The organism is Stappia sediminis, assembly GCF_009826895.1.
GTDB classification, from domain to species: domain Bacteria; phylum Pseudomonadota; class Alphaproteobacteria; order Rhizobiales; family Stappiaceae; genus Hongsoonwoonella; species Hongsoonwoonella sediminis.
In genome coordinates this window covers 810,155-829,540 of the sequence record NZ_WUMV01000003.1, presented here as the reverse complement: position 1 = coordinate 829,540, position 19,386 = coordinate 810,155, and the positions used below count along the sequence as shown (strand labels likewise).

Genomic DNA, 19,386 nt, shown 5'->3' with positions numbered 1-19,386 from the left:
TTTGTGATGGACAGGCCCCGCGCAGGCAGCGACCTTCCCTTTTTGCGCGGACTTTCACGCAGCACGGGCCTTGCGACGCGCGCCGCCACATACGCCATCAGAATTCCGATCAAGACAACCGAACGGTCCCGCTCATGAAAATCAACGGAAACGAAATCAAGCCCGGCAACGTGCTTCAGCATCAGGATACGCTTTGGGCGGTCGTGAAGGTCCAGCACGTGAAGCCCGGCAAGGGCGGCGCCTTCGCCCAGGTGGAGATGAAGAATCTGCTCGACGGGCGCAAGCTCAACGAACGTTTCCGGTCCGAGGACAAGGTCGAGCGCGTTCGCCTGGAGCAGAAGGACTTCCAGTATCTCTACACCCAGGACGAGATGCTGATCTTCATGGATACCGAAACCTTCGAGCAGCTGGAACTTCAGTCCGATTTCGTCGGCGACCGCGCCGCTTTCCTGCAGGACGGCATGATGGTCACCGTGGAGCTTCACGAGGAACGCCCGATCGGCATCACCCTGCCCCAGCACGTTACGCTCGAGATCACCGAGGCCGATGCGGTCGTCAAGGGACAGACGCAATCCTCCTCCTACAAGCCGGCCCTTCTGGAAAACGGCGTCAAGGTCATGGTTCCGCCCTTCATCACGGCGGGCGAGAAGATCGTCGTCGACACCGAGGCGGTTGAATACGTGCGCCGCGCCGAGTAAGCGCGCCGCGATACGGTTGAACCGATACTGTCTGGCGCGGGCGGCCGCTCGCGCCGGATGTCATTTGAAGATCTTGAGCGCTTGTCTTGCCGGATGAGGTAATCCGGCCGACAAGAATTCGCTTCAGATTCAATATCTTGAGCAATAGACAGGTTATTCGACATGGCGCGTTCCGCCCTTCTCAACGTGATGGTCCAGGCAGCGATGAAGGCGGGCCGAAGCCTTGCCCGCGATTTCGGCGAGGTGGAAAACCTCCAGGTATCGCGCAAGGGGCCGAGCGACTTCGTCTCCGCCGCCGATCACAAGGCGGAAAAGATCGTGCGCGAGGAGTTGCAGAAGGCACGGCCTACCTATGGCCTCCTGATGGAGGAATCCGGCGAGATCGAGGGGGAGGATCCGCAGCACCGCTGGATCGTCGACCCGCTCGACGGCACCACGAACTTCCTGCACAGCATCCCGATCTTCGCCGTTTCGATCGCGCTTGAACGGCAGGGACAGATCGTCGCCGGTGTGATCTTCAACCCCGTGATGGACGAGCTTTTCACCGCGGAGCGCGGACGCGGCGCCTTCATGAACGACCGCCGCTTGCGGGTCGCCAACCGCTCTTCCATGCCGGACTGCGTCATTGCCACCGGCATTCCCTTCCTCGGCAAGGGTGACCATGCGCGCTGCCTCAAGGAAATGCGCCATGTAATGGGCGAGGTTGCCGGTATCCGCCGGTGCGGGGCGGCGGCCCTCGACCTTGCCTGGACGGCCGCGGGCCGCTTCGACGGCTACTGGGAACACGGGCTCAGCCCCTGGGATGTGGCCGCCGGCATGCTGATGGTCCGCGAGGCGGGCGGTTTCGTCACCGACCTTGCCGGGCGGGACCGCGTTTTCGAATCACAATCGATCATCGCCGGCAACGAAAAGGTGCAAGCGGAGCTGCGGCGGCTGCTGGTTACCGCCAACGCGTGAGGTTTCACCGCCTTTTTCGGGGCCTAACCCGCTGTTTCCTCATGAAGACGTGAGAATATCGCCAGATTCCGGGTTTCCAGAAGCTGTGAAATCACGCTATCAAATGACGCATTGAAATCGGGGACCCGGCCTCAACCCATGGCACGCGACTACGATCCGTACAGCCTTTCCAGCCCGTGGGTATACCTGTGGCGGATGATCATATTCCTGGTCATCACCGCCATGATCGCCCTGATCCTCTACCGGCAGATCGCAACCGCCTTCATGAGCAATCCGGGCCTCAACGGGCTCATCATCGGCGTCGGGCTGATCGGCATCCTGCTGACTTTCCGGCAGGTGATCAGGCTTTTCCCGGAAGTTTCCTGGGTGAACGGCTTCCGGGTCGGCGATCCTGGGCTCGAAGTGCGACGTCCGCCGGTATTGCTGGCGCCGATGGCGACGCTGCTCGGCAACAAGGTCGGCGAAATGACCTTGTCGACGTCGACCATGCGCTCGATCCTGGATTCCATCGGCACGCGCCTTGACGAGGCGCGCGAGATGGCCCGTTACCTTACCGGCCTTCTGGTTTTCCTCGGCCTGCTCGGCACGTTCTGGGGCCTTCTGCAGACGGTGAGCGCGGTGGGATCGACCATCCAGTCGCTCGACGTCGGTTCAGGCGATGCCAACGTCATCTTCGAAGACCTGAAAGCCGGGCTCGAGGCCCCCCTGTCGGGCATGGGAACGGCGTTCTCGTCATCGCTCTTCGGCCTGACCGGATCGCTGATCCTCGGCTTCCTCGACCTTCAGGCAGGGCAGGCGCAGAACCGCTTCTACAACGAGCTCGAGGACTGGCTGTCGACGCTCACCGACATCGAGCCGGAAGAGGCCGCGGCAGCCACCGACAGTTCCGGCCTCCAGGCGTCGATCGACCAGCTCCGCCGCACGGTGCAGGAATCGAGCGGCGGCGGCTCCCGCAATTCGGCGCTTGCGATGGCCAATCTCGCCGAAGGCATACAAGGGCTCGTGCAGCACGTACGCTCCGAACAGCAGATGATGCGCGACTGGGCGGACGACCAGGCGGCCCAGCAAAAGCGCATCGAAGTGCTTCTGAAGACGCTGACGGACGCTTTCGAACGCGCAAAGGACTGACCGGTCATGGCAACGTCCCGCCTTCGCCGCCGCGACACCAGGCCGGATTTCTGGCCGGGCTTTGTCGATGCGATGGCGACGCTGCTTCTCGTCATCATCTTCCTGCTGTCGATCTTCATGCTGGCGCAATTTTTCCTGAGCCAGCAGCTTTCGGGCCGCGACACGGTGCTGAACCGCCTTAACGCGCAAATCAGCGAGCTGACCGAGCTGCTTGCGCTGGAACGTGCCGGCAAGCGCGACCTGCAGGACCAGATCGCCTCTTTGCAGCTGAGCCTCGGCGAGGCGTCGAACGAACGCGACCGGCTTCAGGGCCTTCTTTCGTCGTCTTCCGACGCGGCCTCGCAGGCCGGAGGGCAGATCGCGGTTCTGGAAGGCGAGATCGACGAGGAACGTCAGGTCTCCCAGCGCGCGCTGGCCCAGGTCGAAATCCTGAACCAGCAGATTTCGGCGCTCCGCCGCCAGATCGCAGCGCTTGAGGCCGCGCTCGACGCTTCCGAGGATCGCGATCAGGAAAGTCAGGCCAAGATCGCCGACCTTGGCCGCCGGCTCAATGTGGCGCTTGCCCAGCGCGTGCAGGAACTGTCGCGCTATCGTTCGGACTTCTTCGGCCGTCTGCGCGAAATCCTCTCGCAGCGCTCCGACATCCGCGTCGTGGGGGATCGTTTCGTCTTCCAGTCGGAGGTTCTGTTTCCCTCAGGCTCCGACCAGATCAACCCGGATGGCCAGGAAGAGCTTCAAAAGCTTGCGGAAGCGATCCTGGAACTGGATGCCCAGATTCCCGCCGAAATCAACTGGGTGCTGCGCGTCGACGGCCATACCGACAGCCGCCCGCTTTCCGGTACGGGACGGTTTCAGAACAACTGGCAGCTTTCGGCGGCCCGCGCGATCTCGGTCGTGCGCTATCTGATCGACCAGGGCGTGGATCCCAAGCGGCTCGTGGCAGCCGGCTTCGGCGAGTTCCAGCCGCTTGACGAGGGCGACAGCGACGAGGCGCTCGCCAGGAACCGGCGTATCGAGCTCAAGCTGACGGAGCGCTGACGCGTCGCGCCAGGCCTCTTTTGCAATTGGCACTGGAAAAACATCCGATCAGGCTCTTTTTCGCGCATGGCTTCTCCGGCAACCTTCACCTGAAGGAGAAAATGCCATGCTCGAACTGCGCCCCAACTGCGAATGCTGCGACGATGATCTTCCTCCGGATTCGATGGAGGCCATGATCTGCACATTCGAATGCACGTTCTGCCGAAGCTGCGCTGAAGGTGTTCTTCAGGGTGCTTGCCCGAATTGCGGAGGCAATTTTTCAGCCCGCCCCATCCGCCCGGCAGCCCTTCTCGTGAAATACCCGGCTTCAGCCGTTCGCATTCATAAACCCGAGGGTTGCTCCAGGAAAACCGGCTGAACAAAAAAGAAAAGGCCGCCGGAACACCCGGCGGCCTTTGAACTTCTGGAACCGAAAAACGAAGGCGGCTCAGCGCTGCTCTTCGTCCTCGCCGTCTTCATCCTCGTCAGATCCGCCTTTCAGCGAATTGAGCTTGGCAAAGACCGCATCGGCGTCGATCTCTTCTTCCTCGGGCTGCTTTTCGGCCGGCTTTGCGAATGCGGCCGCCATCGCGTCCTCGCTCGTCGTCTCGTCGGCGGGCAGCAAGGTATCCTGCGGCAGTTCGCCCTCGGGACGCGGCGGAGCGTTCTTCGCCGCCTTCTCGACTTCCATATCGAGTTCGATCTGCGAGCAAAGCCCGAGCGTCACGGGATCGGACGGCGTCAGATTGGCCGAATTCCAGTGCGTGCGGTCGCGAATCGCCTGGATCGTCGGCTTGGTGGTGCCGACAAGGCGCATGATCTGCGCATCCTTGAGTTCGGGATGGTTGCGCACGAGCCAGAGGATCGCGTTCGGACGGTCCTGGCGGCGCGAAACCGGCGTGTAGCGCGGGCCGCGGCGCTTCGTTTCCGGAACGCGCACCTTCCTGTCGGCAAGCTTCAGCTTTTCGCCCGGGTTGGCCTGCGCGCGCTGGATATCCTCGCGCGTCAGCTGTCCCGTCATGATCGGGTCCAGGCCCTTGATGCCTTGCGCGGCCTCGCCGTCGGCGATCGCCTTGACCTCGAGCGGGTGCAATTTGCAGAACGCCGCGATCTGATCGAAGCTCAGCGATGTATTGTCGACGAGCCAGACGGCGGTCGCCTTCGGCATGAGCGGCGTATTCGCCATCGTATAAAATCCTCCTGTGTTCTCTATCCGTTGGCACGCTTGCGCGGGTGCCGGACAGAGGGCCACGTCCTATCGCAATGAAGGGAAGTAGAGCCTCTATACGCGTTTTGAACGGACAAATCAAACATCCGCTGCGTGACTGAAAAGCCCCATCCCTCAAACGGTCAGGACGATCTTGCCGATATGGCCGGAGCTTTCCATCCGCGCATGCGCTTTCGCGGCTTCACGCAGCGGAAAACTCGAATCCATCACCGGGCGCACCTGTCCCGTTTCGATCAGCGGCCAGACCTTTTCCCTGAGGTTTCGCGCGATCGCCGCCTTGAATCCGACATCGCGCGCACGAAGCGTGGAGCCCGTGTGAATGAGGCGCTTTACCATCAGCTTGGAGAAATTCGCCTGCTCCGAGGGCCCGTTCAGCGTGGCGATCTGGCAGATGCGCCCTTCCACCGCCGCGACCGTCCAGTTTTTCTCCACATAGTCGCCGCCGACCATATCGAGAATAACATGCACCCCGGCCTTGCCGGTAAGCGAGAGAATTTCGGAGACGAAATCGGTCGTGTTGTAGTTGATGACGTGATCGGCGCCGAGCGCTTGCGCCGCCGTTTTCTTCTCGTCCGTGCCCACGGTGGTGAAGACCTCGGCCCCGAAGGCCTTGGCAAGCTGGATCGCCGTGGTACCGATCCCGGACGTTCCGCCGTGCACGAGAAATCGTTCCCCCGCCTTGAGGCCGACGCGGTCGAACACATTCGTCCATACCGTGAAGAAGGTTTCGGGCAAAGCCGCCGCCTGATCCATCGAAAGGCCTGCGGGCACCGGCAGGGTGTTGGAGTGATGGGCCGCGCAATATTCCGCGTAGCCGCCGCCCGGAACGAGAGCGACGACCTTGTCGCCTTCCGCAACACCGTCAACGCCGCGGCCGAGTGCGATCACCTCGCCCGCGACCTCAAGGCCCAGAATGTCGGAAGCGCCCGGCGGCGGCGGATAATTACCCATCCGCTGCAGAACATCCGGCCGGTTCACGCCCGCCGCACCGACCTTTATCAGCACTTCTCCCTCTCCGGGCGCCGGGACCGGCCTTTCCACGGCTTCCAGAACATCCGGGCCGCCCGGGGCGCTTGCAACGATTGCGGTCATCATGCGGGGCGTGTCGGCCATGGTCGGTCTCCGAATGGATTTGTGAAGCAAGAGGATGAACGATTGCCGGGAACATGGCGAGCCATGTTCCGCCAGACGGATTTAGGAAATTCGATCGGCGCTGACAATCGTCACATGCCGCGTTAGTCTGGAGAGTTGGAACGAATATAGGGAGGCAGGCCATGAACGAACGCGACGACGATCTACCCCTGATCACGCCTGGCGTGGAGATCCGCGTCGGTGATGACCTGGCCCGCCTTTCGGTTAACGAACTCGACGAAAGACTGGCCGCGCTTGAGCATGAAATAGAGCGCGTACGTAAGGAACGGGACGACCGTTCGGGCGTAAGAGCTGCCGCGGACGCAATTTTCCGTAAATAAAATCGGAAAAATATTCAACATTTACAATGACGAAGGCGCCAAACACACGAAATACGAGCAGGCTGTGCCAAAACAGATCATTAAAATTTTATTCATTTACGAGTTATTAAGCTTTCCAATTTATAACTTAAGACATCCAGATCATCTGGATACCGAGTGGCTCCTGTCCACTCTGTTTGACGCCTCCCTGTTAATGACTTCGAGCCGCGGCCTCCGCGGCTCTTTTTTTGTGCCGCGCAACGGTGTATCCAAGAGGCTCGGACGGTTTCGAAATCCGGGCGAATTCGCGGTTGGCATGCGAATTGCGACGCTCCTCCCAAGCGATCGCCGTTGATCCGATACGGAACATGTCCCGAGGTGCAGCGCGGTTTTTCCGCCTGCTCACGCCGGAAGCGACCCGTATCGGGAACGGCGCTCAAAAAAAGACAACGCCAGAGGAAGGTGCATCAGCCAGATGACGACGGATTTCATCAACCCAGGCACGTCCGCCCGTACGATATCCTTTGCAGACCATCTCGCGAACTCCGACACTTTCGACGAGCTCTACCGTGAGGGTATGGGGCTGGTGGAGGAAACCGCCGCCTATCTCGACGGCGAAGGCCGGACGGAATCGAAATCGCTCTCGCGCACCGCTTCCCTGACCTATGCGACCGAATCCATGCGCCTGACGACGCGGCTCATGCAACTCGCCTCCTGGCTTCTCCTGCAAAGGGCGGTCAAGGAAGGCGAAATGACCGCCGAACAGGCCGGCAGCGAAAAGAACAAGGTTCGCCTCGACAAGCTTTCCGCAAGCCGCGGTGGCCCGGGATGGGACGAACTGCCCGAAAGGCTGCGCGTACTGATCGACCGCTCGCTGCGGCTTCAGGAGCGGATCTCCCATCTGAACCGCATGCTTTTCGACCGGATTCAGGCGGTGGAACCGGCAGTGCAGGCCAATCCGCTGTCGCATCATCTTGACCGGATCAATCAGGCCTTCGGTTCCGGCGGCATCAACTGATGCCGGCAGCAAAAACCGGCGCTTTTTCCGCAAACGGCGACGCAACAAAAAACCCGGCTCGAAAGGCCGGGTTTTTCGTGTTCCGAGTACCTTTGGCTCAGGAGCCCAGGAAACCGCCGTACTTGTTCTTGAAGCGCGAAACGCGGCCGCCACGGTCGAGGAGCTGGCGGTCGCCGCCCGTCCACGCCGGATGCGTGCGCGGGTCGATGTCGAGGTGCAGCGTGTCGCCTTCCGCGCCGTAGGTTGAACGCGTCTCGTATTCCGAGCCGTCCGTCATGACTACCTTGATGGTGTGGTAGTCGGGATGGATTTCTTTCTTCATGGCCAGTCCTTTCCGGTGCCGTCGTGCGGTCAGGGCGTTCTTCCGGCCGGATTTATTCAACCCTTGCGGAAAACCTTCCAGCCGCTCAGCGTTCGATCCCTCGTTTTGCGTCATTCCGGCCGCGATGATCCGGTCGTACCGGAAATCCCGCATAGTTCAGCCGATTTTCGCGAAACGAGAAAGGCCGCCATCCTCGCGCGAAGACGCGGCCCGAAACCTGCCGCACGGCTATACCCCAGCAAATGGCGTAAAACAAGTCTCGGTGTGCGGCTGGATGATAGAATCGCGGCAAATCAGGCATGAACCGATTTGCCGCGGCTTCCCTTGAAGCAGCAATCTGCTATTCATCCGGGCAATTGGAAATCGACAGCAAGCGGGAATTCAAATTGGCACGATACGGATCCGAGAGTTCGCCCGACGCCCCGCGCAGCCGCTCCGTGCGGCCGCTTGCCGCGCTAGCCCCCTATCTCGCCCGCTACAAGCCGCGCGTGGCGGCCGCGCTTTTCGCGCTTCTGGGGGCCGCGGCAACGACGCTGGTTCTGCCGATAGCGATACGCCGGATGATAGACAACGGCTTCGGAACCGACGATCCCGCGCTGATCAACAACTACTTTTCGGTCCTGATCGTTGTGGTCGCCGCGCTGGCGAGTTTCAGCGCGCTCAGGTACTACCTCGTCACTTCGCTCGGCGAGCGGATCGTCGCAGATGTGAGGGCGGACGTCTTTTCGCATCTGACCCGCCTGTCGCCGGCGTTTTTCGACCAGGCGAAATCCGGCGAGATGGTCTCCAGGCTGACCGCGGACACCACGCAGGTAAAATCCGCCGTCGGCGCGTCCGCCTCCATCGCCATGCGCAACCTGGTGATGTTCCTTGGCGCCTCAAGCATGATGGTGGTGACGAGCCCTCGCCTTTCGCTGGTGGTTCTGGGTGCGATCCCGATCATCGTGCTGCCGCTGATCGCATTCGGACGAAGCGTGCGCAGGAAATCGCGCCATGCGCAGGACACGCTGGCCGACGCCTCCGCCTATGCATCGGAAGCGATCGGCGCGATCCGCACCCTGCAGGCCTTCACCAACGAAGGACACGCAAGCCGCCGTTTCACCGGCTCGGTGGAAGAGGCCTTCCGGGCGGCACGATCTGCGATCCGGGCGCGCGCCTTCCTGACCGCTTTCGCGATTTTCGTGATCGCCTCAAGCGTCGTCGCCGTCCTCTGGATCGGGGCGAGCGACGTCTTTTCAGGGCGAACGACAGCGGGCGAACTTGGCCAGTTCCTGCTCTATTCGATCTTCGCCGCTGGCGCGCTCGGCGAGCTTAGCCAGGTCTGGGGCGAGATATCGCTGGCAGCCGGCGCGGCGGAACGGCTGGCGGAAATCCTGAAGCTGGAACCTGAAATCGCTGCCCCCGAAAACCCGGTGAAACTGCCGGAGCGGGTGACGGGAGCCGTGAAATTCGACGAGGTTTCCTTCGCCTACAAGGGCGGCAGCGACGTTCCGGTGCTGCACGATGTGGAGCTTGACGTGAAGCCGGGCGAAACGGTCGCCGTCGTCGGGCCGTCGGGCGCCGGCAAGTCGACGCTCTTCCATCTCCTGATGCGGTTTTATGACCCAACGGCAGGACGGGTTTCCATCGACGGGATCGACCTCAAGGCCTGCGATCCGAAGGACGTGCGAGGCCAGATCGCGCTGGTGCCGCAGGATACGGTTGTTTTCGGCGCGACGGCGGCGGAGAACATCGCCTACGGCCGCACCGATGCCGGCATCGAGGAGATTCGCAAGGCCGCGGAAGCCGCAGCGGCAGCCGACTTCATCTCCACCATGAAGGACGGCTACGACACGGTGATCGGCGAGCGTGGCGTCACCCTTTCCGGCGGCCAGCGCCAGCGCATCGCGATCGCCCGCGCGATCCTGAAGGACGCGCCGATCCTCCTGCTTGACGAAGCGACGAGCGCGCTTGACGCGGAAAGCGAAACGCTGGTGCAGGCGGCACTAGAACGACTGATGGAAGGCCGCACGACGCTGGTGATCGCGCACCGGCTGGCGACGGTTTTGAAAGCAGACCGGATCATCGTCATGGACGAGGGCCGGATCGTGGAGACGGGACGGCACGACGAACTGGTCGCCAGGGGCGGGCTTTACGCGAAGCTGGCGAAGCTGCAGTTCGAAACCGGCGCGCAGGCCTTCAACGGGGAAAGCCGCAGTTCCGCTGCGGAATAAAACCCCTCTCCCGTCGGCGGAGAAAATTCCGGACGGGCAAAACAGGCTTCCAAAAGGGGTATTCTCGCCGATCTTGAATTCCGGCAAGACAGGAACGGCTCCCGGACAGGCCGCAGCGCGTTTCACGCAGCGTAAGGAACGCCTGACCGGGATTTATCCCCGCTCCCGGAAACCGTTCAATCCTCTTCCGGCACCGGCACCGTATAGTTGAGCGGCATGCGCCCGCCGTCGGCATAAATCGTCTGGCCGGTGATGTAGCTCGCATCGTCTGACGCTAGGAAAGCAGCGATGCCGGCGATCTCATGAGGCTCGCCGATGCGGCCCATGGGCGTGCGCGAGAGGATCTTGGCCTTGGCGGCCGGATCGGAGTTCACGGAAGCAAGTAGCTCCGTCATGATGGAGCCGGGGCCGATTGCGTTGACGCGGATGCCGTAGGGCGCGAGCGAAAGGGCCCCAACCTTGGTGAGCTGGTTCATGCCGCCCTTGGAAACCGAGTAGGGGACCTGGTTCGCGATCGCCAGCACGGCGTTGACCGACGACATGTTGATGATGGAGCCGGCCGGGCCGCCCTGCTTGACCCGCTCGACCAGATGCCGGGCGACCGCCTGCGAGCAGAGGAAGGCGCCCTTCAGGTTGATCGACAGCACGCGGTCGAAATCGGCCTCCTCAAGGTCGAGGAAATCGGCGCCGACGACGATGCCGGCGTTATTGACCAGAATGTCGATATCTCCATAGGCATCGAGCGTGCCGGCGACGAGATTGCGAACGTCGAGCTTTTCCGAGACGTCGCAGTGAATGTAGGTCGCCTCGCCGGTTTCCCTCAGTTCCGCTTCCGCCGCCTCGCCCTTCGCTTCATCGACGTCGGCGATGACGACGCGCGCACCGTCGGCGACAAAGCGCCGGGCAATCGCAAGACCGATACCGCCAGCCGCTCCGGTGACGATGGCTACCTTGTTTTCCAGAGACACGAGATCCTCGCTCAAAGAACTTTCAGTGAAGGCGGACCTTAGTGCGCAAGGATGGGCTTGTCGATGACGTGATCAAGCGGTTGTGAATATACCGCTGCGGCGACAGGCCATTAGGGGCGGTAAGCCGCTGAACGCCTTGGCATTCAGGCCGGGCAAGGCCTGATTTTCCGCCGGTGGGTAACCGCAGCGACGCTCAATAATGATATCGGCAGGCCGCGATTTCGAGTGCTTGAACGCCCCCCGTTCCGCTGACGCGATAGACGAGGCGATGCTCGCCCGTGATGCGCCGTGACCACCAGCCCTTGAGGCTTCCCTTCAACGGCTCCGGTTTGCCCAGCCCCTTGAAGGGCGAGCGCTTCGCATCCTTGATCGGTGTGTTGATCTTCGCCACGACCGCAGGGTCGGCTTCCTGCCAGTAGAGATAATCTTCCCAGGCGTTTTGAGACCAGACGAGCCTCATTCATCGCCCGTTGGATCGCGCTCCACGCCTTTGCCGCCTTCAAGTTCGGCAATGGAGTCAATCAGTCGACCGGCATTACTCGGGCTGCGCAGAAGATGGATCGTCTCCTGCAAGCCCTCGAATTCCTCTTCCGACAGAACCACTACCGAAGCGGCCCCGCGCCGGGTAACGACCAGAGGCGCACGGCTTTCCACCACCTCATCGAGATGGGCGGCAAGCTTCTGGCGGAATTCCGTAAAGCCGACGTGAGGCATGGGACGATCTCTCCATTTCGATGTACAGGAATATGTACATGAACGCGCCGAAGATCAAGAGCGACCTCTCCCTTCGAAGAAGAGGCGGGGGTGGACGCAAATTTCAAAGCCGGATCATTGAAACACGATGCGATGCCGGAGCCGTTCGACCAGCCGCATCGTCAAAAACTTCAGTCGCTAAAGCTGACCTTGTCGCTCGCCAGCAATTCGACAATCCTGTCGGGCACCTTCAAGCCTTCGGCCACCTGGGCATCAAGGTCCTGTTCCAGTTGCCTGACGCGGGCAAGGCTCTGGATGGTCTCGTCTATCCGCTCGAACGGGACAACCACGACCCCGTCGCGATCGGCGACGATAATGTCACCGGTTTCGACTTCCTGACCGCCGATCTGCACCGGAAAGCCGACCGAACCGGGACCACTGGAATAGGGGGAGGCCGGCGTGAGGCCGGTGCACCAGACCGGAAGCCCGCATGCGATGATCCCCGCAGAATCGCGCACCGGACCGTCCGTGACGAAGCCGGCGGCTCCGCAGTTCTTCATCATGCCGGAAAGGCGGTCACCCCCGGCGGCACACCCCTGATGGCCACTGAAAGCCGATATGACGATATCGCCCGGCTTGACGTAATTCAGTGAAGCCAACGCGGCCAGAATATCGGCGGGGCCGCAATCGACGGTCAGGGCGGGGCCTGCCACGCAAACCTCGGCGCCGCCCCCCTTGTCCAGAAGCTGTATGGCGCTCGAAAGCGCCCCGGCACCGAAAAGGGCATCCACCACAAGTCCGGTCGCCGCGCCCTGAAATGCCGAGATCTGGCTTTCCGTGGGGCGCCTGAATTCCTTTTTGATCGTCAGAAGCGGCGGTTCTTCTATCACGTTTCAGCTTCCCGTTCGTTTGCAGGTGGCGCGTTCGGTCGCAAGAGACCCGCCCACCCTCACTTTACGCCGATGCCATGCTCCCTCAAGGCTTCGCCAATCTCGTCGAGGATCGCGGGATCGTCGATCGTGGCGGGGATCCTGAACTCCTCGCCGTCGGCAAGTTGGCGCATGGTGCCGCGCAGGATCTTGCCCGAGCGCGTCTTCGGAAGACGGTCGACCGTAACGGCAAGCTTGAAGGCCGCCACCGGGCCGATCTGCTGGCGAACAAGGCCGACAAGCTCCTTCTCGATCTCCTCCGGCGGTCGGTTGACGCCGGACTTCAGCACCACGAAACCGCAGGGCGTCTGGCCCTTGAGCTGGTCCGCCACGCCGATGACCGCACATTCGGCGACATCGGGATGGCTTGCCAGGACCTCCTCCATCGCGCCGGTGGAAAGGCGATGCCCCGCGACGTTTATGATGTCGTCCGTCCTTGCCATGATGAAGAGATAGCCGTCCTCATCGATCACGCCGGCATCCGCCGTCTTGTAGTAGCCGGGGAACTCGTCGAGGTAAGCCTTGCGGAAGCGGTCGTCCGCGTTCCACAGCGTTGGCAGGCAGGAGGGCGGCAACGGCAGCTTCACCACCACATTGCCGAGCGTGCCTGCGGGAACCGGATGGCCGGCATCGTCGATCACCTGAACGTCATATCCCGGCATCGGCACCGTGGGCGAACCGAGCTTGACCGGCAGCATGCCGAGGCCGAGCGGATTGCCGACGATGGCCCAGCCCGTTTCCGTCTGCCACCAATGATCGATCACCGGAACGTCGAGCTTTTCCTCCGCCCATTTGATCGTGTCCGGGTCCGCCCTCTCGCCCGCCAGGAACAGCGAGCGGAAGGAGGACAGATCGTAATCGGCGATCAGCTTACCGTTCGGATCCTCCTTCTTGATCGCGCGAAAGGCAGTCGGCGCGGTGAAGAGGCTCACGACGCTGTGCTCCGAAATCACGCGCCAGAAGACGCCGGCGTCGGGCGTGCCGACCGGCTTGCCCTCGAAAACGACGGTCGTCGCGCCATGAAGAAGCGGCGCATAGACGATGTAGGAATGCCCCACCACCCAGCCGACGTCTGACGCGGCCCAGAAAACCTCGCCGGGGTCGACATCGTAATGGTTCTTCATCGTCCACTTGAGGGCGACCATATGGCCGCCGTTGTCGCGCACCACACCCTTCGGCTGGCCCGTGGTGCCGGAGGTGTAAAGGATATAAAGCGGGTCCGTCGCGGCGACGGGAACGCAAGCGACTTCGCGACCGGCGGACATGGCGTTGTCCATCGCCTCGCCGAGGTCGTAATCGCGGCCCTCGATCAACGTGGCGATCTCCTGCTCGCGCTGGAAGACGAGGCAGGCGGAGGGCTTGTGCTTCGACTGGGCGATCGCATCGTCAAGCAGCGGCTTGTAGGCGACGACGCGGCCAGGCTCGATACCGCAGGAGGCGGAGACGATCACCTTCGGCTGCGCATCGTCGATGCGGGTGGCAAGCTCGTGCGCGGCGAACCCGCCGAAAACGACGGAGTGAATGGCGCCAAGGCGCGCGCAGGCGAGCATCGCCATGACGGCCTGCGGGATCATCGGCATATAGATGATGACGCGGTCGCCCTTCTCCACCCCGCGATCCTGCAACACGGCGGCAAGCGCCTGCACATGCTCCAGCAGTTCCTCGTAAGTGTAGGTGGCCTTGCTGCCGGTGATCGGGCTGTCGTAGATGATCGCGGGCTGGCCGGGGCGGCCACGCTCCACATGACGGTCGAGGCAGTTGTAGCAGGTGTTGCACTCGGCCCCGACGAACCAGCGCCCGTATGTGCCGGCTGACGCGTCGAACACCTTGTCCCAGGGCTTGATCCAGTCGATCTCCTGCGCCGCTTCCGCCCAGAAAGCTTCCGGATCGGCCTTCCACGCCGCATAGACTTCCGCATACCGGCTCGCCATGACGCCGTCACCTCCCTCAGGCTGATTTCGAATGCCTTTGTGACATCAGGGAGTTGCCCCGAGGCCACGCAAGCTTTCAGGCGCTCTTGAGCATATCCTGCAAAATCCAAATCGGATTTCGCGACAAGGACATGCTCAAGATATTGAATCTGGAGCGAATTCTTATCACGAAAGCGATCCCGCTTTCGTGGAAAGCGCTCTAGACACGCGCACTCTCCCATTACCCGCGAGAGTGCGGAAATCACGGCCCAAAGGCAAGGCCGCCTCGCCTAGGATATTGGACGGATGGGGGGAGTGCGTAAGACGAAGGGAGGGTGCGGCGGGTGGAAAAACGAGGCGACGCGGCGTGTCGAGGGAGGTTCCCCGATCCAACCGAGGACAGGCCCGGCTCTGCGAAGCATCACTTCGTGCTGCTATGCGAGTCCGGGATGATAGGAGTGATACGGCCCCTGCCTCGCGCGAATACGGGATGACAGGAGTGATGCGGCCATGCCGGATGAAAACGTCCGCGCACTTGCCCCGGAAACACCGCGCTGTCACCCCCGCCTCCGAGCGGGGGGCCAGTAACCTCCGATCGAGCGTTTGAAGCCAAGGTGCCGGTTACTGGATGCCCGCCTGCGCGGGCATGACAGGCTGAGTTTGTGATTGCGCTCTGCCCTCTCGGTTCGTCATGCGCGGCCTGCCCCGGCTTGATCGGGGGGCTCGATCCGCGCATCCATTTACCGCCGCCGCCGAATGGGTCGCCGGGTCTGAGCCCGGCGATGACGATTGAGAGGGTACGGCATGCGGCGAGGATGCGGCGAGTGGCCGGGGACGCCCGCCCTGTTTTGTCATGCCCGCGAAGGCGGGCATCTCAGGCGGAAAACGCACGGCGCAGCGCGTGACGAGAGGGCACGGCGCGTGGAGGGAGATTCCCCGATCAAGCCGAGGACAAGCCCGGCTCTGCGAAGCATCACTTCGTGCTGCATCGCGTCCGGGATGACAGGGGTGATACGGCGATGGTAAGTGCGAAGATGCCACTATACGAAGAACGTCATGCCGGACAAGCGAGGTAAAGCCGAGCGCTGATCCGGTATCCAGACGTCTGTTGCGGGCTTTGCCCGCACCTTATGCAACGACGCGCTGGCGCGCGAACGATACGCTGGGTCCCGGCTCTCGCGGTGCGCCAAAGCGCACGCGGGCCGGGATGACGTTCTTCGTATAGCTGAGGTCGCAGGCAAAAATGCCAACCGTCAAGCGGCCTCAAGCCGTCGTTTCGCGCGCAAAGTGTCGAGCGCCAGCGTGTCCTGCTCGCGAAAGGCGATGAGCAGCAGGCAGGCCGCGAAGGTGATGCTTGTCGGGTAAAAGACGTGCGAGTTGAAGACGATCCGGTCCACCCCCGTGATGTACCAGCGGAAGGGATCCAGGATCGCCCACCAGACCATGACCGCCGTAGATCCGTTGATCACCGCCTGAACCGGCAAGACAAGCCTGCGCCACAGACCGAGCACGCAGAGCGCGCCGACCAGCACTTCGCCAACGCCGGCGGCAAGGCCAACCGCCGTCTGCAACGCCCCGTCGATCTCGAAACTCCGCCGGACGGCGAGCGGCGCGCTGCCGCTGACCACCTTGTTGAGGCCGAACCAGACGAGCAGAAAACCCGTTGTCACGCGAAGCAGGAGCAGGGCGATCCGCCGCGCCCAGAGGGAGGTGATCCTTTCATCGATCGTCATCTTGAAGCTTCCTCCGGCGAAACATCGCGGCATGGCGAAGCCGAGCCGGACCCTGCCGGCGCGGAGGGAGGCAACATATCACCTGGAGCGCATTCCGATCAGGTGAAATCACTTGATCGATAAGAATTCGCTCCAAAATCAATGCTTTGAGCATATTCTTGTCGTTCAGCTTGATTCAATCTGAACGGAATATGCTCTAAGTTGCAAATGCGCGGTCAACAAAACGCGCGCGAGCGAGGATACCCGCCGCCCGGCGAGGCGAACCCCGGGCGGCGGCAATTTATCGATCAGCCCTTGTGATTTTCGCAGGTAACCGCCGGGTTGAACGGCTGCAGGTCGCCCGAGGGATTGGCGCGGAAAAGCCAGACGTGCTGGTCGTAATGCGGCATGAAGCCGTGCGCCTCGTCCTTTTCCGTGTCCGGATTGTCGGCCATGTGATCCCACGTCCTGCCGTTGATCACCGGCGGGTCGCCGTGCGTGGCCGTCCACGCCTTTTCGAAGACGAGATTCTCTATCCCGACAAGGACGAGCGAGCCGTCGGCCTGCGGCTCGTAAAGCAGGATCGCCGGCTTCGTGAAATCGGTATAGGTGCTTTCCCCGTCGACGCGCGGCTTGTCGCCCGTGATCTTCAAAAGCGCGGGATTCAGATAGTGAATGCCCATGGCGCCGAGCGCGGGGTCGAGCCCTTCCGCCGCCGCCGTAACGCAGTGGCCCGACGGATCGGGGATGAAGCCTTCGGCGAGCGCGACGTTCACGTCCTTGTATTTTTCCGTCGCCGCGCGAAGGGCGTCGAGATCGTAATCATCGGCATACGCGACAGCGCCCGATGCGAGAACTGCGGAGAATGCGAGTGCGGTTATTCTGCTTGCTTTCATGGCCGGATCCTCCCTGGTGCCAGCCCCACCGGGCGCTGGAGCGCTTCCCGCGAAAGGCGAAGCCGCCTTCGCGATCAGGATTCGCTCCCGGATCAATACCGTCCTGGCCCGAGCGGGCGCAGAATATCACAATGAGAAATTCCGCTGCGTTAAATCATGAAAAGTGAAAATAAATATGCGCGAGAAGGAGCGTTTCCGGAAAAACGGCTCAGATTGACAGGCTAACTTACGCGTGGTTCGATTTCGCGTGCTGCTTGGTTTGAGCGCCTGCGCGAGCACGTCAACACCTGCGATTTTCCCGAAAGGGCCGAAGGCTGGCTGGAGCTTGGGCGCAAGGCCGGTTTTACCCGCGCGCACCAGATTTTCACCGACCCCTTGAACCTTTATCGCATGTTCCGCTTCGAACCGTGAGCGGGAAAGAAAACATTCGAATATTCAATAATTAGACAAGTTTATCCTTCGTTATCCGACAAGACTCTTTCACAATGACGATATAATATCGTCCCCAAAATAATAACTTCCCCTACGTCGTAAAAGCTATTTAAACGCAAAAAGCGGAGGTGATTGCCATGTCTCGCCTGTCGATGTTTATCGGAATTGTACTGTCCGCCGCGCTCGCCACAGCGGCAGGCGCGCAGGTTTCACCGGAGACGGTCAAGTCCCTCGGCGCGCCCGACAAGGCGGAGACAAGCACAGGGACGCTGGAGTTCGCCGACGGCGTGCCGACGGCGGATACGGCACGGAAGGTGTTCGACACGCTCGCGTTTACCCGCGCGCTCAACGTCTACAACAACAGCTTTCGCGGCGCGTCGGCACTGGCGATCGCCAAGGGCATCGAAAGCGTCGGCGCGAAAGACAATGACGCCGTGATCTTCTCCGAACTGATGGATTCCGCGTCGCTGTTCCTGACGGCAAACGCGGACACCGTCTACTACATGAGCGTGATCGACCTTTCGAGCGGGCCGATGGTGCTGGAGCAGCCTTCGCAAGGGCTCGGCACCATCAACGACATGTGGTTTTCATGGGTGATCGACATCGGCAGGCCGGGTCCCGACCGGGGCCTCGGCGGCAAGTATCTGCTGGTCGGGCCCGGCTACGACGGGCCGCTGCCGGAAGGCGGATATTTCATCGCCCATTCCAAGACCCGCCGCGTGCTTTATGCAGCGCGCGCCTTCATCGAAGGCGGCAACGATCCGAAGCCCGCCGTCGAGAACATCAAGGCGAATTTGAAGATCTACCCCTACGCGCCCGGCAGCTACGGCACCTCCATCGCGCAGGCGCTTGAGGGCGAGGTGAAGCTCGCCGGCGAGCCGAAAATTCCGGATATGAAATTCGTCGAGGGCAGCCACCTCGCCTTCAACACGATCCCGCCGAGCGACTTCGGCTTCTTCGAGATGATCAACGAAAACGTGCAGGCCGAACCGGCTACGAGCTACGACATCGAGCTTGCCGGCCAGCTTGCGGCGATCGGCATCGTCCACGGCAAGGAGTTCAAGCCCGACGAGCGGATGAAGAAAATCCTCTCCGACGCCGCCGCCTTCGGCAACGCGACGGGCCGCGCCCTCAACTGGCGCTTCGCGCTCTCCCACCCCGACTGGGCGTATTATCCGGATTCCCAGTGGGGCAACATGCTGTTTCAAGGCGGCGCGTTCTTCGAAACGCCGCCACCGGCCTTCGAGGACGGCATGTTCAAGCCCTACCCGCCGACGGGCGCGCGCACGCTCGATTCCCGCACGGCCTTCTACTACGCCTATACGCTGGATTCCCCGGGCATGATCATGCGCATCCCGGGTGTGGGATCGCAGTACCTGATGGGGTTCCTGGACGCGGCCGGCGAGCCGTTCGACGGCGCGAAGACCTACAAGATCACGCTGCCCAAGGGCATTCCGGCGGAAGCGTTCTGGTCGCTCACGCTTTATGACAACCAGACCCGCTCGATGCTGCAAACGCCGCAGAAATACCCGCGCGCCGGCAGCCAGAGCTACCCCTCGCCCGCCGCCGAGGCCGCAGACGACGGATCGACCACGGTCTACTTCGGTCCCGAGCAGCCGGATGGCGTGGCGCGCGGCAACTGGATCCAGACGGTCCCCGAAAAGGGCTGGTTCACGATCCTCAGGCTCTACAGCCCGCTGCCGGGCTTCTTCGACAAGAGCTGGCGCGCGGGCGAGATCGAGGTGGTGAATTGATATGTGCCACGGCGGGCGCGACCTGCCCGCCTCGCTTCCATTTCCTCAATAGATGGAGTC

At 62.0% G+C, this 19,386-nt stretch carries 19 protein-coding genes; 9 read left to right on the top strand and 10 right to left on the bottom strand.

The annotated features are described in order from the left end of the window. The first annotated feature begins 134 nt into the window (after window positions 1-134). From efp to GR183_RS10710, 5 genes are all read left to right on the top strand, one after another. A complete protein-coding gene (efp, locus tag GR183_RS10730; RefSeq protein WP_160775564.1) occupies window positions 135-698 on the top strand; it encodes an elongation factor P in 564 nt (187 codons plus the stop codon). A 162-nt stretch (window positions 699-860) separates the two neighbouring features. Then, window positions 861-1,655 (top strand): inositol monophosphatase family protein, encoded by a 795-nt coding sequence (locus tag GR183_RS10725; RefSeq protein WP_160775563.1) that lies wholly within the window; start codon window positions 861-863, stop codon window positions 1,653-1,655. Window positions 1,656-1,793: 138 nt separating this feature from the next. Then, window positions 1,794-2,783, top strand: a complete 990-nt coding sequence (locus tag GR183_RS10720; RefSeq protein ID WP_160775562.1) for a flagellar motor protein MotA — start codon at window positions 1,794-1,796, stop codon at window positions 2,781-2,783. 6 nt (window positions 2,784-2,789) lie between these two features. Beyond that, window positions 2,790-3,821, top strand: coding sequence for a peptidoglycan -binding protein (locus GR183_RS10715; protein WP_160775561.1), 1,032 nt, complete (start codon window positions 2,790-2,792; stop codon window positions 3,819-3,821). 106 nt (window positions 3,822-3,927) lie between these two features. Beyond that, entirely contained in the window at window positions 3,928-4,179 is a 252-nt protein-coding gene (locus GR183_RS10710; protein ID WP_160775560.1) for a DUF1272 domain-containing protein, read from the top strand. Window positions 4,180-4,248: 69 nt separating this feature from the next. Here the strand turns inward: GR183_RS10710 and GR183_RS10705 are convergent, their stop codons facing one another. Together GR183_RS10705 and GR183_RS10700 are read right to left on the bottom strand one after the other, a co-directional pair. Next, the gene (locus GR183_RS10705) at window positions 4,249-4,986 is read right to left on the bottom strand and encodes a DUF1013 domain-containing protein (protein ID WP_160775559.1); all 738 of its coding nucleotides are present in this window, start codon (window positions 4,984-4,986) and stop codon (window positions 4,249-4,251) included. A 156-nt stretch (window positions 4,987-5,142) separates the two neighbouring features. Beyond that, window positions 5,143-6,141, bottom strand: coding sequence for an NAD(P)H-quinone oxidoreductase (locus GR183_RS10700; RefSeq protein ID WP_160775558.1), 999 nt, complete (start codon window positions 6,139-6,141; stop codon window positions 5,143-5,145). Window positions 6,142-6,302: 161 nt separating this feature from the next. On the opposite strand from GR183_RS10700, the gene GR183_RS10695 reads away from it, so the two are divergent. Next, window positions 6,303-6,500 carry a DUF1192 domain-containing protein gene (locus GR183_RS10695; protein WP_160775557.1) on the top strand — a complete coding sequence of 66 codons (198 nt, stop codon included), beginning with the start codon at window positions 6,303-6,305 and terminating at the stop codon, window positions 6,498-6,500. A 454-nt stretch (window positions 6,501-6,954) separates the two neighbouring features. Next, complete coding sequence (gene rcdA, locus GR183_RS10690; RefSeq protein ID WP_160775556.1) at window positions 6,955-7,497, top strand: protease adaptor protein RcdA; 543 nt, start codon at window positions 6,955-6,957, stop codon at window positions 7,495-7,497. A gap of 97 nt (window positions 7,498-7,594) precedes the next feature. Here rcdA and rpmE read toward each other — a convergent pair whose 3' ends face one another. Further along, the gene (gene rpmE, locus GR183_RS10685) at window positions 7,595-7,819 is read right to left on the bottom strand and encodes a 50S ribosomal protein L31 (RefSeq protein WP_160775555.1); all 225 of its coding nucleotides are present in this window, start codon (window positions 7,817-7,819) and stop codon (window positions 7,595-7,597) included. A gap of 299 nt (window positions 7,820-8,118) precedes the next feature. On the opposite strand from rpmE, the gene GR183_RS10680 reads away from it, so the two are divergent. Further along, window positions 8,119-10,032 carry an ABC transporter transmembrane domain-containing protein gene (locus GR183_RS10680; RefSeq protein ID WP_160775554.1) on the top strand — a complete coding sequence of 638 codons (1,914 nt, stop codon included), beginning with the start codon at window positions 8,119-8,121 and terminating at the stop codon, window positions 10,030-10,032. A 176-nt stretch (window positions 10,033-10,208) separates the two neighbouring features. Here the strand turns inward: GR183_RS10680 and GR183_RS10675 are convergent, their stop codons facing one another. The 7 genes from GR183_RS10675 to GR183_RS10645 all read right to left on the bottom strand — a co-directional run bounded on the left by GR183_RS10675 (window position 10,209) and on the right by GR183_RS10645 (window position 17,140). Then, window positions 10,209-11,000 carry an SDR family NAD(P)-dependent oxidoreductase gene (locus GR183_RS10675; RefSeq protein WP_160775824.1) on the bottom strand — a complete coding sequence of 264 codons (792 nt, stop codon included), beginning with the start codon at window positions 10,998-11,000 and terminating at the stop codon, window positions 10,209-10,211. 193 nt (window positions 11,001-11,193) lie between these two features. After that, window positions 11,194-11,460 carry a Txe/YoeB family addiction module toxin gene (locus tag GR183_RS10670; RefSeq protein WP_160775553.1) on the bottom strand — a complete coding sequence of 89 codons (267 nt, stop codon included), beginning with the start codon at window positions 11,458-11,460 and terminating at the stop codon, window positions 11,194-11,196. After that, a complete protein-coding gene (locus tag GR183_RS10665; RefSeq protein ID WP_160775552.1) occupies window positions 11,457-11,714 on the bottom strand; it encodes a type II toxin-antitoxin system Phd/YefM family antitoxin in 258 nt (85 codons plus the stop codon). The genes GR183_RS10670 and GR183_RS10665 overlap by 4 nt, the downstream gene beginning before the upstream one ends. 170 nt (window positions 11,715-11,884) lie before the next feature. Then, window positions 11,885-12,583 carry an RraA family protein gene (locus GR183_RS10660; RefSeq protein ID WP_160775551.1) on the bottom strand — a complete coding sequence of 233 codons (699 nt, stop codon included), beginning with the start codon at window positions 12,581-12,583 and terminating at the stop codon, window positions 11,885-11,887. Window positions 12,584-12,642: 59 nt separating this feature from the next. Beyond that, complete coding sequence (locus tag GR183_RS10655) at window positions 12,643-14,553, bottom strand: propionyl-CoA synthetase (protein WP_160775550.1); 1,911 nt, start codon at window positions 14,551-14,553, stop codon at window positions 12,643-12,645. Window positions 14,554-15,785: 1,232 nt separating this feature from the next. After that, on the bottom strand, window positions 15,786-16,265 hold the full coding sequence (locus GR183_RS10650) for a DoxX family protein (protein ID WP_160775549.1): 480 nt from the start codon (window positions 16,263-16,265) through the stop codon (window positions 15,786-15,788). Window positions 16,266-16,552: 287 nt separating this feature from the next. After that, window positions 16,553-17,140 carry a hypothetical protein gene (locus tag GR183_RS10645; RefSeq protein ID WP_202395979.1) on the bottom strand — a complete coding sequence of 196 codons (588 nt, stop codon included), beginning with the start codon at window positions 17,138-17,140 and terminating at the stop codon, window positions 16,553-16,555. Window positions 17,141-17,709: 569 nt separating this feature from the next. On the opposite strand from GR183_RS10645, the gene GR183_RS10640 reads away from it, so the two are divergent. Next, a complete protein-coding gene (locus GR183_RS10640) occupies window positions 17,710-19,326 on the top strand; it encodes a DUF1254 domain-containing protein (RefSeq protein ID WP_160775548.1) in 1,617 nt (538 codons plus the stop codon). Window positions 19,327-19,386 lie beyond the last annotated feature (60 nt).